The sequence below is a fragment of the Pseudosulfitobacter pseudonitzschiae genome (assembly GCF_002222635.1).
GTDB lineage: Bacteria > Pseudomonadota > Alphaproteobacteria > Rhodobacterales > Rhodobacteraceae > Pseudosulfitobacter > Pseudosulfitobacter pseudonitzschiae_A.
On sequence record NZ_CP022416.1, the window covers coordinates 365,803 to 380,438 of the forward strand.

Annotated in this window: 15 protein-coding genes and 1 pseudogene; 12 read left to right on the forward strand and 4 right to left on the reverse strand. The window is 59.5% G+C overall.

Annotated features, from left to right (window positions below):
* Positions 1-108: 108 nt before the first annotated feature.
* From SULPSESMR1_RS19330 to SULPSESMR1_RS19370, 9 genes and pseudogenes are all read left to right on the forward strand, one after another.
* On the forward strand, positions 109-1,167 hold the full coding sequence (locus tag SULPSESMR1_RS19330; protein WP_089422699.1) for a siderophore-interacting protein: 1,059 nt from the start codon (positions 109-111) through the stop codon (positions 1,165-1,167).
* A gap of 43 nt (positions 1,168-1,210) precedes the next feature.
* Positions 1,211-2,182, forward strand: coding sequence for an ABC transporter substrate-binding protein (locus tag SULPSESMR1_RS19335; RefSeq protein WP_089422700.1), 972 nt, complete (start codon positions 1,211-1,213; stop codon positions 2,180-2,182).
* Complete coding sequence (locus tag SULPSESMR1_RS19340; RefSeq protein WP_089422701.1) at positions 2,179-3,180, forward strand: FecCD family ABC transporter permease; 1,002 nt, start codon at positions 2,179-2,181, stop codon at positions 3,178-3,180. Before SULPSESMR1_RS19335 ends, SULPSESMR1_RS19340 begins: the two co-directional genes overlap by 4 nt.
* Positions 3,177-4,223, forward strand: coding sequence for a FecCD family ABC transporter permease (locus tag SULPSESMR1_RS19345; RefSeq protein WP_205387978.1), 1,047 nt, complete (start codon positions 3,177-3,179; stop codon positions 4,221-4,223). Before SULPSESMR1_RS19340 ends, SULPSESMR1_RS19345 begins: the two co-directional genes overlap by 4 nt.
* A complete protein-coding gene (locus SULPSESMR1_RS19350) occupies positions 4,220-5,050 on the forward strand; it encodes an ABC transporter ATP-binding protein (RefSeq protein WP_089422702.1) in 831 nt (276 codons plus the stop codon). The genes SULPSESMR1_RS19345 and SULPSESMR1_RS19350 overlap by 4 nt, the downstream gene beginning before the upstream one ends.
* 120 nt (positions 5,051-5,170) lie before the next feature.
* Positions 5,171-7,219: a TonB-dependent siderophore receptor gene (locus SULPSESMR1_RS19355; protein WP_250161484.1), complete on the forward strand. Its 2,049-nt coding sequence runs from the start codon at positions 5,171-5,173 to the stop codon at positions 7,217-7,219.
* A 172-nt stretch (positions 7,220-7,391) separates the two neighbouring features.
* Positions 7,392-9,008: an MFS transporter gene (locus SULPSESMR1_RS19360; protein ID WP_089422704.1), complete on the forward strand. Its 1,617-nt coding sequence runs from the start codon at positions 7,392-7,394 to the stop codon at positions 9,006-9,008.
* Between the two features lie 432 nt (positions 9,009-9,440).
* On the forward strand, positions 9,441-10,406 hold the full coding sequence (locus SULPSESMR1_RS19365; RefSeq protein WP_089422705.1) for a response regulator: 966 nt from the start codon (positions 9,441-9,443) through the stop codon (positions 10,404-10,406).
* Positions 10,407-10,571: 165 nt separating this feature from the next.
* Positions 10,572-11,251 (forward strand): annotated as a pseudogene (locus tag SULPSESMR1_RS19370) (IS30 family transposase); the annotation flags it as partial.
* 338 nt (positions 11,252-11,589) lie between these two features.
* Here the strand turns inward: SULPSESMR1_RS19370 and SULPSESMR1_RS19375 are convergent.
* From SULPSESMR1_RS19375 to SULPSESMR1_RS19390, 4 genes are all read right to left on the reverse strand, one after another.
* Positions 11,590-11,841, reverse strand: a complete 252-nt coding sequence (locus SULPSESMR1_RS19375) for a WGR domain-containing protein (protein ID WP_089422706.1) — start codon at positions 11,839-11,841, stop codon at positions 11,590-11,592.
* Between the two features lie 3 nt (positions 11,842-11,844).
* Positions 11,845-12,060, reverse strand: coding sequence for a tyrosine-type recombinase/integrase (locus SULPSESMR1_RS25880; RefSeq protein WP_089422707.1), 216 nt, complete (start codon positions 12,058-12,060; stop codon positions 11,845-11,847).
* Positions 12,061-12,063: 3 nt separating this feature from the next.
* Positions 12,064-12,345 (reverse strand): hypothetical protein, encoded by a 282-nt coding sequence (locus SULPSESMR1_RS19385; RefSeq protein ID WP_089422708.1) that lies wholly within the window; start codon positions 12,343-12,345, stop codon positions 12,064-12,066.
* Positions 12,346-12,420: 75 nt separating this feature from the next.
* Positions 12,421-12,696 carry a hypothetical protein gene (locus tag SULPSESMR1_RS19390; protein WP_089422709.1) on the reverse strand — a complete coding sequence of 92 codons (276 nt, stop codon included), beginning with the start codon at positions 12,694-12,696 and terminating at the stop codon, positions 12,421-12,423.
* 113 nt (positions 12,697-12,809) lie between these two features.
* Between SULPSESMR1_RS19390 and SULPSESMR1_RS19395 the strand changes: the two genes are divergently transcribed.
* From SULPSESMR1_RS19395 to SULPSESMR1_RS25555, 3 genes are all read left to right on the forward strand, one after another.
* Complete coding sequence (locus SULPSESMR1_RS19395) at positions 12,810-13,013, forward strand: DUF6447 family protein (RefSeq protein WP_089422710.1); 204 nt, start codon at positions 12,810-12,812, stop codon at positions 13,011-13,013.
* A gap of 19 nt (positions 13,014-13,032) precedes the next feature.
* Positions 13,033-13,542 carry a hypothetical protein gene (locus SULPSESMR1_RS19400; protein WP_089422711.1) on the forward strand — a complete coding sequence of 170 codons (510 nt, stop codon included), beginning with the start codon at positions 13,033-13,035 and terminating at the stop codon, positions 13,540-13,542.
* Positions 13,543-13,684: 142 nt separating this feature from the next.
* Entirely contained in the window at positions 13,685-14,629 is a 945-nt protein-coding gene (locus SULPSESMR1_RS25555) for a type I secretion system permease/ATPase (RefSeq protein WP_250161477.1), read from the forward strand.
* Positions 14,630-14,636: the final 7 nt, after the last annotated feature.

Here is a 14,636-nt window from a genome sequence, read left to right on the forward strand (position 1 = left end):
ATGCGGCTGGGGTTCCGCAAATTATAATAGGCAACTAAAATACTCAGGATTGTAATGGCCTGCGCTCCGATCTAGGTTCGCGACCGAATCGCACGGTGGAGCCAACGGATGTCCTTGCAAAATACCCTGACAAAAACGGTCCGGCCTGACGGGCAGGGCTGGCTTGCCACCTCTGACAGTGACGCTTTCTTTGATCTGGTGATGGATGCCTGCAAATTGTGGGAACTGCCCGTCGCACAGCAGAGCCGCACGCATCTGGTGGTTACATCAGACATTGGAGAGATCAATTTTGCCCGCGCCGATGCAGGAGTCGCGATTTCGATCGTCTCTGACACGGATGCGAACCTGTTTATGCTGCGCGAAACCGTGGCGGCACAGATCGACTATTTTGCGCCCACGCTGGCCGATTGTCTGACGTGGGACGCAGCACCGGACACCGGCACGATGCCGCCCAATTTCAGGTTGGCCAAAGTGGTGTCACTTGCTCCGCTGGGCGTGCATTTCTGGCGACTGACTGTCATGGGCGACGACCTTGGTGCCTTTTCGCACACGGGGTTGCATTTGCGGCTGGCCTTGCCCGAACGCGGGGGCAGGGCGCAATGGCCCGTTCTGAACGACCGCGGGCGCGTGCGCTGGCCGGACAAAAGCGCCCTGCATGTTGCGGTTTATACAATCCGGTCGTTTGATCCGGTGTCCGGCGGTCTGGTTATCGACGTGTTCCGCCATGCGGGCGGCACCAGCAGCGACTGGCTGGAACAGGCGGTTCCGGGTGCGATGGTGGGGCTGATGGGGCCGGGCGGCGGATGGGTTCCTGACGCACCGCATCTGGTGATTGCGGGCGACGAAACAGCGATCCCTGCGATCGCCCGCATTTTGGACGCAATGCCCGGCACCACCACAGGCACGGCGCTGATCGAGGTTGCAGAAACCTGCGATTATCCGCTGCCCGACTGTCCCGCGGGGATGGATTTGCACCTGCTCAGCCGTGCGCGCGGTGACACACTGGAAACGGCGATGGCCGGTGTTGATCTGGGCGCGGCCGACCACCGCTATGTCTGGTTTGCTGCCGAAAAGGACCGCGCCACCGCAATGCGGCAACACCTGCGCGAGACGCAAGGCGTGGGGCGGCACGAATCCTATATCTCTGCCTATTGGCAACGGGGCTGACCCTTCGAGACCATTCTTCAACCCACCCAGAAAAGGAACCGCCATGAAACACTTGCTGGCGATTGCATTTACCGCCCTTTTGGCCACGGCCACTTTTGCACAAGAGTATCCGGCGACCATTTCACACGCATTCGGCACCACCACGCTAAAGGCTAAGCCGGTGCGGATCGCCTCTGTTGGCTGGGCCAATCATGAAGTGCCGCTGGCGCTGGGGATCGTTCCGGTCGGGTTCGCGCGCGCGAACTGGGGGGACGACGATGGCGACGGGCTTTTGCCGTGGGTCAGTGCGCGGCTGTCCGAACTGGGCGCCGATGTGCCGGCCCTGTTCGACGAGGGCGACGGGATCGACTTTGAGGCGGTTGCGGAAACCAATCCCGATGTGATCCTTGCGGCCTATTCCGGCATCACCCGCGCCGATTATGACACCCTCAGCCGTATCGCGCCGGTCATCGCCTATCCCGAAGCGGCGTGGACAACGACATGGCGCGAGATGATCCACCAGAACGCGGCGGGCATCGGCATGGCAACCGAAGGCGACGCACTGGTTGCCGATCTTGAGGCGCAGATTGCAACCGCCGTGGCGAAACACCCCGAACTGAGTGGCAAGCGCGGCATGTTCGTCACCCATCTGGACCTGCGCGATCTCAGCACCATCGGCTTTTACGCCGCTGCTGACCAACGCGTGCAATTTCTGGAAGACCTTGGCATGTCCACGCCGCAAGCGGTGAAAGAGGCCAGCGAAGCGGGCAAATATTCAGGGCGGGTCAGCGCAGAGCGTGTCGATATGTTCGATGATGTGGACGTGGTGGTGACCTATGGCGATCAGGCGCGCATGGACGAACTGGCGAAAAACCCGCTGATTGCCAGATTTCCGGCAGTGGCGCGCAACGCTGTGGTGTTGCTGGCCAATGACCCGATGGGAACGGCTGCAAACCCCACACCACTGTCGATCCCCTATGTTCTGGACGACTATCTGACGCTTTTGTCCCAAGCGGCAACACGCGACACACAATGACCTTTGACCGCCGTCATAGCGCATACAAGGTGACGCTGGCCTTGATGCTGTTGGCGTTGACGGCGGGGATATCGCTGGCTGTGGGCACCAGACCTGTAGCGTGGCCCGAAATTTGGGCAGGTGTCACCGGACACGTTGATAGCATCGGCGCGGCAGCGGTTGCGGTGCGGATGCCACGCACCGCGCTGGCCTTGTTGGCGGGCGGTGCGCTGGGTGTGGCGGGGGCGGTGATGCAAGGTGTCACGCGCAACCCGTTGGCCGATCCGGGGATTTTGGGTGTGAACGCCGGGGCGGCGCTGTTTGTGGTGGTGGGCATCGCATGGTTCGACGTCAGCGGCGCGGTGACCTTTTTGTGGTTGGGCGTGGCAGGGGCGGGCTGTGCTGCCGTGTTTGTCTATGCCATCGGATCAACGGGACAGGGCGGGGCGACACCGCTCAAGCTGACCCTGGCAGGTACTGCGACCTCGATTGCGGCCTCGGCATTTATCGTGGCGCTGGTGCTACCACGCAACGACATCTCGGGCAGCGTGCAGGCGTGGCAGGTTGGCGGCGTCGGCGGTGCAAATTTCGAAACCCTGCTGCCCGCACTGCCGTTTCTGGCGGTCGGGCTGTTGCTAAGCCTTGCGGCAGGGCGGGTGCTGAATGCGCTGGCACTGGGCGAAGAACTGGCCGCAGGGCTGGGGCAGAATGTGGCAACAGGGCGGATCACATCAGCTGCGGGCGCAATCTTGCTGTGTGGTGCGGCGACAGCCCTGTGTGGGCCAATCGGATTTGTCGGGCTGGTTGTGCCCCATGCCTGCCGCATGTTCGGTGGCATCGACCACCGCATCCTGCTGCCGCTCAGCGCGATCGGGGGCGCGGTGTTGCTGGGCTGCGCCGATGTGCTGGGGCGGGTGATTGCGCGGCCCAATGAACTGGACGTGGGCGTGGTGACGGCCTTTGTCGGGGCACCGTTCTTTATCTGGACGGTCCGCCGTCAAAGGATGCGTGGCCTGTGACCCTGTCGCCTGCCTGTTCCTCGCCCGCTGCGGCGCGGCGCGCGCGTTATCGTGGCAACTGCCGTGCGCTTTTGGCAGTGTCGGTGCTTGTGATCCTCGTGGCATTTCTGGTCGGTCTGACACTGACCTGCGGGCAAAGCTGTCTTGCACCCGGTCAGGTGCTGTCGGCGCTGACGGGGGCGGATGCAGGTGGCGCGGATTTTGTGGTGAACGATCTGCGGTTGCCGCGTGCGTTGATGTCGCTGGTGGTCGGGCTGTGCTTTGGGCTGGGCGGTGTGGCGTTTCAGGTGATGCTGCGCAACCCGCTGGCCAGCCCCGACATCATCGGCATCAGCGCCGGTGCCGGCGCTGCGGCGGTGTTTGCCATTGTCGTCCTGTCGCTTGAAGGTTGGGCGGTCTCGGTTGTTGCGGTTGCGTCAGGGTTGTTGATTGCAACGGTGATCTGGGGCCTGTCGTCGGGGCGTGGTGCGGCGGGCGCACGGCTGATCCTTGTGGGGATAGGTGTTTCGGCAATGTTGAACAGCATCACGTCCTACATCCTGCTTGGTGCCCCTGCATGGGATCGCGCCGAAGCGATGCGCTGGCTGACGGGCAGCGTGAACGGGGCGCAGTTGGTGCAAATCTGGCCGGTGCTTGCCGCGCTGTTGGTGTTCGGTGGTTTGCTGGCGCTGTCTGCGCGCGATCTTGATCTGTTGCGGCTGGGCGACGACGCCGCGCGGGCGTTAGGGGTGCGGGCTGATGCCACGCGGTTCAAGGTCACGCTGGCGGCGGTCGGGCTGGTGGCCTTTGCGACCTCTGCGGCGGGGCCCGTGGCCTTTGTGGCCTTTCTGTCGGGGCCAATTGCGGCACGGCTGACGGGGGGCACCCGTGGCATTTTGCCCGCTGCGGGGCTGACGGGTGCGGTTCTGGTGCTGGCGGGTGACTATGCGGGGCAATTCCTGCTGCCGGCGCGTCTGCCTGTCGGCGTGGTCACTGGAGCCATCGGAGCGCCCTTTTTGCTTTTTCTCATTGTCAGAACCAACCGGAACAGGGGAACGATATGACCGTTGCACGCCTCCTGCGCGCACAGGATCTGTCTGCGGGGTACGACGCGCGGGTGATCCTGAACAACATCTCGCTGGAAATTCCTGCGGGGCGGATCACTGCCATTGTCGGGGGCAATGCGTCCGGCAAATCCACGTTGCTGCGCACGCTGGCGCGTATCCTCAAACCCAAGGGCGGCGCAGTGCTGCTGGATGATCGCGTGATACATGACATGGCGTCGAACACCGTGGCGCGGATCATGGGGCTGTTGCCGCAATCGCCCATCGCCCCCGAAGGCATCACCGTTGCCGATCTGGTGGGCCGTGGGCGGCATCCACATCACGGGTTATTCTCGCGTTGGGGCGTTGCCGACGACCGCGCGGTGGCCGACGCACTAAAGGCCACGGGCATCACCGCACTGGCCGACCGCGAGTTGGACACGCTGTCGGGCGGGCAACGGCAACGCGCGTGGATCGCGATGGCGCTGGCTCAGCAAACCGACCTGCTGTTGCTGGACGAACCGACAACCTTTCTGGACGTGTCGCATCAGATCGACGTGCTGGACCTGCTGGTTGACATGAACCTGTCGCGCGGCACCACCGTTGTCATGGTGCTGCATGATCTGAACCTTGCTGTGCGGTACGCCGACCACCTGATCGCCGTGGCAAACGGTGCCATCCACTGCAAAGGTGCGCCCGCCGACGTGCTGACCGAAGCAACTGTTAAAACAGTGTTCGGGCTGGAGTGTCGCATTGTCACCGATCCGGTGTCAGGCACTCCGACGATGGTGCCCATCGGGCGACACAAAAGCGGTGATATCGGGCAGGAATCCCAATTCTCAAAATAGTATACAAAAATACTAAGTTATGAGTCGCAGCCCGCGCAGGGGCATGCTAACGGGTTAACCAAGTAAATCACTCAACTACTGGAGAGCACTGTGCCGTCCCTGAACCATGCCCCGAGACCCCTGCGTTTGAGATCCCTCAAATCGATCCTTTTGTGCTGTACGGCCCTGTTGCCCGGTGCGGCGCTGGCTCAGGATGCGGTACAATTGCCCGATCTGGTTCTTGAGGCCACGGGCGGAGACGACACCGAAACCGTGGTGGCCAGCGAACTGAGCGCAGGCGGCAAGATACAGGGCGACATCCTGAATATCCCTGCATCGGTGTCGGTCATCACAAGCAAGGAAATCGAACAGCGCAATGCAACGTCCATCGAACAGGTGCTGAACTATACTGCGGGTGCGGTCACCGACAGCTATGGCGCGGACGACCGGTTTGATTACTTCTCGATCCGCGGGTTCGAAGCCTATACCTATCGTGACGGCCTGATGTTGGGGAAAAACTTTGGCGGCAACCGCGAAGAGCCGTTCGCCTTCGAGCGGATCGAGGTGTTCAAGGGCGCAAACTCTGCCACCTTCGGCGTCTCTGATCCGGGTGGCTCGGTGAATTATGTCACCAAGACACCGCGCGGCGAGCGGTTCGGGTCTGCCTATACCGCGTTGGGGTCTTTTGGCACTGCCGAGGTCGGTCTGGATTTTGGCGATACGTTGAATGCCGACGGCACGCTGTCCTACCGCTTTACCGGACTGCTGCGCGAGGGCGAGCGTGAATATCCCTATTCACGGAACGACGAAACCTTTGCGATGTTCGGCATCAGCTGGCGCCCGACAGACCGAACCGAACTGACCTTTATTCTGGACCATCTTGACCGCGACGACGTGCCGGGCAGTGGTGGATTTCCGGTGGGGTATGACTTCGACCGCAGTGAAACATTCTTTGGCGAGCCGGATTATAACTATCGTGGCACCGACCGCACCAACGCGACGGTGAAGGCACGGCATGATTTCGGCAACGGGCTAAGCTTTGGCAGCACCATTCGGTTCAGCGATGCCTACGACGACTTTGGTTATGCCTATGTCTCGGGCTCCAGCGGCACGACCGTCAACCGCGCATTCTTTGCCAGCGAAAGCACCGACCAGTCGTTCATTGGCGACGCGCACCTGTCCTATAGCACGCAGTTTGGCGGTGTGGTCAGCACCACACTGTTCGGCGTCGAGGTGTCGCAGTCGGATGCGACGAACAGGCGCTTTTTTGGTCCGGCCCCGTCGATGGATGTGAACAACCCGATTTTTTCCGGAGCGCCTGCAAGCGTGCCGCTTTATGCTGATTCCGCAACCGAGACAGACGGCAAGGCCGTCTTCCTGCAACAGGATCTGGATTGGAACGACCGCGTGATCGCCTCGTTCGGGCTGCGCCATGACTGGATTGACATCACCCAGACCGACAATATGGCAAGCACCGTGCAACAGGGTGAAATCAGCGAGACAACAGGGCGGTTCGGTCTGACCTACAAGCTGAATCCCAATGTATCGCTGTACGGAAGCTATGCGCAATCGGCGGTGCCAGCGGGGCTGGGCGTTGTGCCGGAAACCGGCGAGCAGTTCGAGCTGGGGGCCAAATGGCGTCCTGCGGGGACCAATACCTTTTTGACGGCGGCGGTCTATGATCTGTCCAAAACCAACATCACACGGACAAACCCGATCACTAACCTGCCCGAGCCGATTGGGGAAGTTCGGGTGCGCGGGTTGGATCTGGAAGCAAAATCCGAATTTGGCGCCTTCGAAATTGTTGCCTCGTACAGCTATCTTGACCCCGAGATTGTCGAGAACGGCACCAATGGCAACGTCGGTAATATGCCTGCGCGCGTGCCCAACCAAATCGCGTCGGTCTGGGTCAATCACACTTGGGAAAATGTCGGACGCGGCGACCTGACGGTGGGGCTTGGCGGGCGTTTCAATGACGGTTATTTCTATGACGATGCGAACGTCGCGGGCCATTCAGGCAGTTTCTTTGTGGTCGATGCTGCGGTCACCTATGACCTGACCCCGCAGACCTCGTTGGCGATAAACGTTAACAACCTGCTGAATGAAAAGCACGTGGCCTTTGGCGGGTTCTATGCCGACTTCTACAGCCCCGGCCGCGAGATTCAGGCCAAGCTGCGCCACAGCTGGTAGACAAACGCGGATCAAATGACCTGACATCCGAAACCGGCAGGCAAATGTTTGCTTAAATCGTTCCGGGAACCGCCGGCACAGGTGGTTCCCGGAACACTTCGGGGCAGCCCCTCTCGACAGACGTGGCTGCAAAGACGTACCAAGGCAGGGTGCTTACAAGAGGCCCTCTTCCGTGCCAGATCGCATTTCGCCATTGATATTGTTCCGCAACCAAACGTTTCGGTCCCTTTGGATTGCTGCGCTGGCCTCGAACTTCGGGGGACTTGTTCAGGCCGTCGGGGCGGCATGGTTGATGACGTCCCTGTCGGATTCGCAAAATATGGTTGCCTTGGTGCAGGGATCGGTTGCCTTGCCGATCATGATATTCTCGCTTCTTGCGGGGGTCTTCGCAGATAATTTCGACCGGCGGCGCGTCATGCTGATCGCGCAGGCGTTCATGTTTGTCGTCTCAGTGATCCTTACCTTTATGGCGTTCGAAGGCTGGCTTTCGCCGTGGTTGCTGCTGGCATTCACGTTCCTGATTGGCTGTGGCACCGCGCTGCACAACCCGTCGTGGCAGGCTACGATGGGTGATATTGTATCGCGCGAAGAATTGCCTTCGGCCGTGTCGCTGAACAGCATGGGCTTCAACCTGATGCGCAGTGTCGGTCCGGCGGCGGGTGGGGCCATTGTGGCACTTGCGGGGGCCGCGGCAGCCTTTGCGGTTAATGCGCTAAGCTATGTGGCCATTCTGACTGCGTTGCTGCGGTGGAAAGCCCCGATACGCGATACCCGACTCCCCCGCGAACCGATGGGCAGCGCCTTTTCCGCAGGGCTGCGATATGTTGCGATGTCTCCGAACCTGCTGCGGGTGATTTTGCGCGGATTCTGGTTCGGCCTTGCCGCCATTGCCTTGCTTGCTCTGTTGCCTGTTGTTGTGCGCGAAACTCTTGAAGCAACGGCATTTATTTATGGGGTCATGCTGGGGTGCTTTGGCATGGGGGCGGTTGCCGGTGCGCTGACAAACGCAAGTCTGCGTGTGCAATTCACCAACGAGACTATCGCCAGAGGTGCGTTTATCGGTTTTGCGCTAAGTTGCGTTGTTCTTGCCCTTAGCAAGCAACCCATCGTATCTGGCGCTGCCTTGATGCTGGCGGGCGCGTGTTGGGTGCTTGCGCTGTCGATGTTCAACGTGACAATCCAGCTTTCGACACCGCGGTGGGTCGTGGGGCGGGTTATCGCCCTCTATCAGACCGGCACATTTGGCGGCATGGCAGCGGGCAGTCTGATCTGGGGCGCGATGGCCGAACAGGCAGGGTCTGAGTACGCGTTGCTGACGGCCTCTGGCTTGTTGGTAATCGGTGCGCTGATCGGTCTGCAAATGCCTCTGCCCGAGTTCAGCGGCCTGAACCTTGACCCTTTGAACCGTTTCAAAGAGCCGTCAACGCGGTTCGATCTGAGCTATCGCAGCGGGCCGGTCATGGTCATGGTTGACTACGAAATTGCACAGGCGGACGTGCCCGAGTTTCTGGCCGCGATGAGCCTGCGGCGGCGTGTGCGTATTCGGGACGGCGCGCAACAATGGGCGCTGTTGCGTGACCTGCACCAGCCCGAACACTGGAGCGAAAGTTATCATGTACCGACTTGGGGCGAATATGTACGCCACAATGAACGGCGCACCAATGCGGACGCAGAGCTGTCCGACCGTATCAGAGTGTTGCACCGTGGATCAGAAGCGCCCGCGGTTCACCGGATGATTGAACATCAGGTCGTTCCGCTGAGGGACGACATGTTACAAAAGGCAGAGTAACTTTTGGTGGCTTGACAGGTCCGCTTGAATGAACGCGCCTTGAGACCAGCCCATAGGTGTTGTTCGCGGTCCTTGTTGCTGCAATCACATTTTTATGGTTGCAAATCAAAGGTCTAGGCGCGCATCGATCGCGTGGCACAACATATACTTTAGTTGCGTTTTTCGTGTTTAGTATGTATGCTATGATCCTAAGTTGGTAATGTGAACAGCTTAGTGCAGGTAAAAGCCCGCTAAAACAGGTTTGGGCCATCTTGGTTAGGGGACAACAAACGCTTTCCAGCTACGCCTCTGAATAGAAACCGAATTTTAAGTGGTCAGGGTGTTGTGATGAACGCGATCGAGATTTAAGAAAATTTACAGTCCGGAACCCCTCTCGATGTTTACAGCCACTTTTCGAGAGGCAAGACCAACCAACAAGGCATTGATGTGACCATGAAAATTCTAGCCGTTGATGACAACCTGCTAACTCTTGACTTGCTCACCACCCTTGCCGGTCGGCTCGGGTTTGATGACGTGACAACTGCATCATCAGGCGAGGCCGCCATGGAACTGGTGAACCGCGATACGGAACCCTATCAGTGCTTTCTAATGGATATCAGCATGCCAGGGATGGACGGGATTGAGCTGTGCGGCCTTGTACGGGCGCTTCCAGCGTACCGGAAAACACCGATTATCATGCTGACCTCGATGACTGAACGGGACTATGTCGATCAGGCCTTCAAGACCGGTGCGACAGACTATGCAACCAAACCATTTCATATCACCGAACTTGGTGCCCGACTACGAATGGCAAACGAGATCAACGCCACCCGCGTGGGGGCGCCATCCGATGCGCTGACCGCCGACTCGCAGAAAGAGCCGTTGTCCGAGAATGTGCAGATCGAAGGGTTTCCGGGCCTAATCACTTACAATGCCTTAGGTAACTACCTGTTACAGCTGTCCAAAGCTGCTTTGGCGGGGTCACAGGTTCTGGCGGTGAAAATCGACCAGATCGAGAGAATCCATATGCGGGGGTCATCGCAAGAATTTTCCTATGCACTGACCGAAGTGGCCGACGCAATTTGCGGCGCTTTCGAAACCAAGAGCAATATGTTTGCCTATGCTGGCAATGGCAGTTTCTTGGTCGTGCAAAGCAAAGACGCCAGTGTGCAGGCTATTGATCTCGAGCTTCAGGTTCAGAACCTTCTTGATGAGAAAGACACCGAATTTGACAACGGTGATCCGATGGATCTGGATGTGTCCATCGGCAACCCGATCGTTCCCAGCATCAACAGCACGCTTCCGGCGTGGGATACATTTGATCGGGCGATCTCGCGCGCCGAAAGCCGGATGGCCCAAAAGAGGCAACATCCGACTTGTCCAGATGTCGCTGTTCAAGTGCAATCGACTGTCCAATGACAAAAGAACAAGCGCGCACCTGACAAAAGCTGATCGACATCCACCCTCCACATCCTCGATCAGAACTGATCGGTCTGTTGTTTGGTGAAAGCAAGTCGTCATTAACGAAATTTTACATAATCAAGATTATAAGACACAAAATATATATATGATGTAGCCGGTGCAACATCCGTCAGCCACGAGACGATCTATGCGTATATCTATAGCCCTGATGGTCCGTCACAGGACTTGGCCCGTTACCTTCCAGAACGCCGCAAAACGCGGAAACCCCGTTATGCCCGAGCCCCACGTGGCATGATGTTCCCGCTGGAGCGGTCAATCCACAACAGGCCTGAACACATCAAAGACCGCGCAACATTTGGCGATTGGGAAGGCGATTTGATGATTTTCCGGCGCGCGCACGGGAAAGCCAACGTTGCATCCTTGATTGAACGCAAAACCCGCTTTGCCGTTTTGTTCAGAAACAACGATCGAAGTTCAAAGCATTTCATGGAGCGGCTGATGAACGTCATGGAACCCCTGCCCCAGACCGCCCGCCAGTCAATCACCTTCGACCGAGGAATCGAGTTCTCAGGATGGCGGAAACTGGAAGCCGGGATTGGGACGCGTGCCTGGTTCTGCGACCCGCAGGCCCCTTGGCAAAAGGGATCGGTCGAGAACCTGAACAAGCGCGCCCGACGATATTTACCGCGTGACACCCCATAGCGGCGCTCTCAAGTCGCGACATGAGCGCAATTTGTGACCGCCTCAACGGAACGCCAAGAAAGTGCTTGGGTTGGCGAACCCCTGCCGAGGCATTCGCTGAAGAAATCAGAAATCTAGGATCTAGAAATGTCGCAACCTGACTTGAGCTCACACAAACCAAAAGCGGCGCTGACGCCTCCCCCATGGCCTGATTTTGAGTCTGGTGGCTTGTGCGAGGATCGGAACCTGAATCCCTATCTTTGTACGGGTGCTTCACAGGTAGACACAGGCGACGGCCTGTTATGCTTGGCTTGCCGTGACTGCCGCGAAGGTTGAATTTGATGGATCGCGACGCGGTCTGAGCGGGGATTGGGTCCGAAAGCAAGGCCAAGCGGAAGCTATACGACGCTTTCTAACAGGGCGATTTCGTCTTCGGTCAGATCGAACAGGTCATAGACGATGCTGTCGATCTGGGCTTCGGCCTAGGCGATCTCGGCGGTCACCCAAACATCGCCAGCTGCTGAGGCTCCACCCAATAGCCGCGTTTGCACTTGGCGGTTTCCAGTGTGATCAGCGCCGCGACGGCCTGGCTTTCATCCGCGAACCAATCCATCCACACCCGCCCGCCCTGCCCTATGCGGCCCCATTCGCGGTAGAGCGTCCATTCGCCAAACAGGTTCGGCATGACGGCCATCCGGTAGAACCGGGCGACGTTCTTCGCAGGCTGGCGCTTTTCGAGATAGGTCTGCATGGCTCAGAGATGATACTTGCGCGCAATGTCCAGGGCTTCGGCCTGTTCGGTCCCAATATACTCCTTGGTGCGTTCAATGCTGGCGTAACCAAGCAACAGCTGGGCCGCGCGCAGGTTGTCGGTCTGCTGATAGATATGGGTCGGGAAGGTCCGACGCAGCGAATGCAGGCCATAGAGGCTGGGATCGAGGCAGGCCTTTTCCAGCCAGGACTTGAACAGCCGTCAGAGCTGGCTTTCGCTCAGGTGTGTTTGCGCCCACCTTGCTCCCCGCCCCGTGAACAGCCAGCCATGCAACGGCTTTTCAGAGTCCGCGAGATAGGCCTGCAGGCTGTCGCGTGTGCCCGAGGACAGCCGCGCCTGCACCGGGCGCGCATTGCATGTCTCGGTTTTTCTCTGCCGGATTTCGACGATTTCGCGCACCCCGGCAAGCGTGGCGACATCGACCACCCGCAGCCGTACCAGGTCAGAGCCCCCGAAGCTGGTGTCGAGGGCAACGTTGAACAACGCAAGATCACACAGAGCGTTCTCATGGTATCCGCGTCGTCAAACTGCCCGAGCGATATCTGGATCGCGGCCAGGTTATGGGTTATGCTGCTTCGATGCATCCTTGGGATGCTTGGTGACGGCCTCCTGGACGAACTGGAAGGCCTCCAGCGGCTTCTTGCGGTCAAAAAGGCCAAGCCCCTTCAAATGCAGGACATTTGCATTCTGCTGCGCAATTTTTGCGGCGCTGGCGAGATGTTTGTCGAAGGTCGGGTAATTCTTGGACCGGAGCGCCTCGGCGGCGGCTGACAGAAGCCCGTCGAGCTGCGTCTGTGTCTCGGTCCCAAGCGATCGTTTGGCGGAATCTTTCAATTTTACGTCTTTCGTGACCGAACAAGGCGGCCGGGGCGCATCTTGTTGAACATTTGAGCCTCCTAAGCTAAAGGATAGTCGATATTATCCAACGCAAAAAAGGGACAAGAACCATGGCCAAAGTTACCATTGACGGCACCGAATACGAAACCGACGGCATGTCTTCCGATGCGAAGGCGCAGATCCAGAATGTCATGTATTGCGATCGTAAGCTCGAGGAGCTGAAGAACGAAGCTGCTGTCATACAGACCGCCCGGAATGCCTACGCCCGCTCGCTGTCGGAGATGCTCGCGGGCGATCCCGAAAAGGCGAACTAAGGGCAAGGCACACGCCCCGATGTCCGGTATCCGGCGTTTCACCACAGATTACGTGGCGGTCGAGGACCGCATCCGGCTCTCGCTGGAGCGCAGCGACGGGACAGTGCGGATCCTGTGGCTGACACGGCCCCTGCTGAACAAGCTGGCGGCACGTCTGATCGAGCGGGTCGATGCAGCCGTCTCGACAGACAGGCCGCTGACGAGCGGCGTGCGGCAACGCTTCGTGCAGCAGGCCGCCGAGGCCTCGCTGAAGCCGCAAGAGCCCGTCCGGCCCGGGGGCAGCACAAGGCAGGCAGGCGTCGCCATGCTCGTGACCAGTATCGGCCTGCGCGACGGGCAGGGGGTGCTGACCGTCGAATTCAAGGGCGGCGACCAGGTGCTGGAGGCGGCCCCCTTCACCGGCGAGGCCCTGCGGCAATGGCTGGGCGTGCTCTACAAGTGCTATTGCCACGGTGGATGGGGCGGCGATTTCTGGCCCGGCTGGATCACCCCGGACCGCTCGCTGGCCGACATGGCCCGGATGAATTGATCGGGGAAGTGCTGCGCATGCGTGGATGCCACGCACCGCACCAATAGGACAGGATAATGGCCTGTACCCATGGAAACAATTTCGAGGCTATGCTAAGGTATAGCGATATTCATATGCCCCGGGCTGCGGAAAGTTCGTGAAAATGCGTCAAAAAACCTCGCTCGAGACAGCCTATAGCATGTTCCGGTCCACGTTCATCGCGACCGTCGTCTTCAGTTTTTTCACCAACCTGCTGATGTTCGTCGGGCCGCTCTACATGCTGCAGATCTACGACCGGGTACTGTCCAGCCGCAACGAGATGACTCTCATGATGATCACGGCGATCGCCATCGCCATGCTGGTCAGCTACGGGCTTTTAGAGTTCACGCGATCGCGACTCCTGGTACGGGCGGGGCTGCAGTTCGACGAGGTGCTGGCGAATCCGGTGTTCCACCGCGTGGTCAAGCAGCAGACGGCACTGCCGGGCAGCAACGCGCAGGTCGCCCTCAACGATGTTGACAAAGTGCGAGAGTTCATGACGGGGCAGGGGATCCTCGCGTTCTTCGACGCGCCCTGGGTGCCGCTGTTTCTCGCCCTGTGTTTCGCGTTCCACCCGTGGCTGGGCCTGGTGGCCACCATCGGCGCGGTCATCATCTTCGGCCTGGCAATCATCAACGAATTTGCGACCCGCAACGCCCTGCAGGATGCCAGCAAGGCGTCGCAAGGGGCCAACCATTTCGTGAACACCACCATGCAGAACGCCGAGATCATCCGCGCGCTCGGCATGGAAAAGCAGCTCACCAAGCGCTGGCTCAGCCAGCATGACGACATGCTGATTCACCAGGCGCGGGCCAGCGACCGTGCGGGCTCCATCATGGCCTCGTCGAAATTCGTGCGCATGAGCCTTCAGGTCGCCATCCTCGGCACCGGTGCCTACCTGGCCATCCAGCAGCTGATCTCGCCGGGGATCATGATCGCCGCGTCGATCGTGATGGGTCGCGCGCTGGCGCCGGTGGAGCAGGCCGTCGGCCAGTGGAAGCAGTTCGTGAACGCGCGCTCGGCCCACAAGCGGCTGAAGCAGCTCTTTGATAACATTTCTGAACAGTAAGAGCGGA

What these genes read in the sequence shown, in the direction of transcription:
- SULPSESMR1_RS19335 (WP_089422700.1), top strand. Translation starts at nt 1,211, where the DNA reads ATGAAACACTTGCTGGCGATTGCATTTACCGCCCTTTTGGCCACGGCC.
- SULPSESMR1_RS25555 (WP_250161477.1), top strand. Translation starts at nt 13,685, where the DNA reads ATGCGTCAAAAAACCTCGCTCGAGACAGCCTATAGCATGTTCCGGTCC.
- SULPSESMR1_RS19340 (WP_089422701.1), top strand. Translation starts at nt 2,179, where the DNA reads ATGACCTTTGACCGCCGTCATAGCGCATACAAGGTGACGCTGGCCTTG.
- SULPSESMR1_RS19330 (WP_089422699.1), top strand. Translation starts at nt 109, where the DNA reads ATGTCCTTGCAAAATACCCTGACAAAAACGGTCCGGCCTGACGGGCAG.
- SULPSESMR1_RS19395 (WP_089422710.1), top strand. Translation starts at nt 12,810, where the DNA reads ATGGCCAAAGTTACCATTGACGGCACCGAATACGAAACCGACGGCATG.
- SULPSESMR1_RS19400 (WP_089422711.1), top strand. Translation starts at nt 13,033, where the DNA reads ATGTCCGGTATCCGGCGTTTCACCACAGATTACGTGGCGGTCGAGGAC.
- SULPSESMR1_RS19350 (WP_089422702.1), top strand. Translation starts at nt 4,220, where the DNA reads ATGACCGTTGCACGCCTCCTGCGCGCACAGGATCTGTCTGCGGGGTAC.
- SULPSESMR1_RS19375 (WP_089422706.1), bottom strand. Translation starts at nt 11,841, where the DNA reads ATGCAGACCTATCTCGAAAAGCGCCAGCCTGCGAAGAACGTCGCCCGG.
- SULPSESMR1_RS19365 (WP_089422705.1), top strand. Translation starts at nt 9,441, where the DNA reads ATGAAAATTCTAGCCGTTGATGACAACCTGCTAACTCTTGACTTGCTC.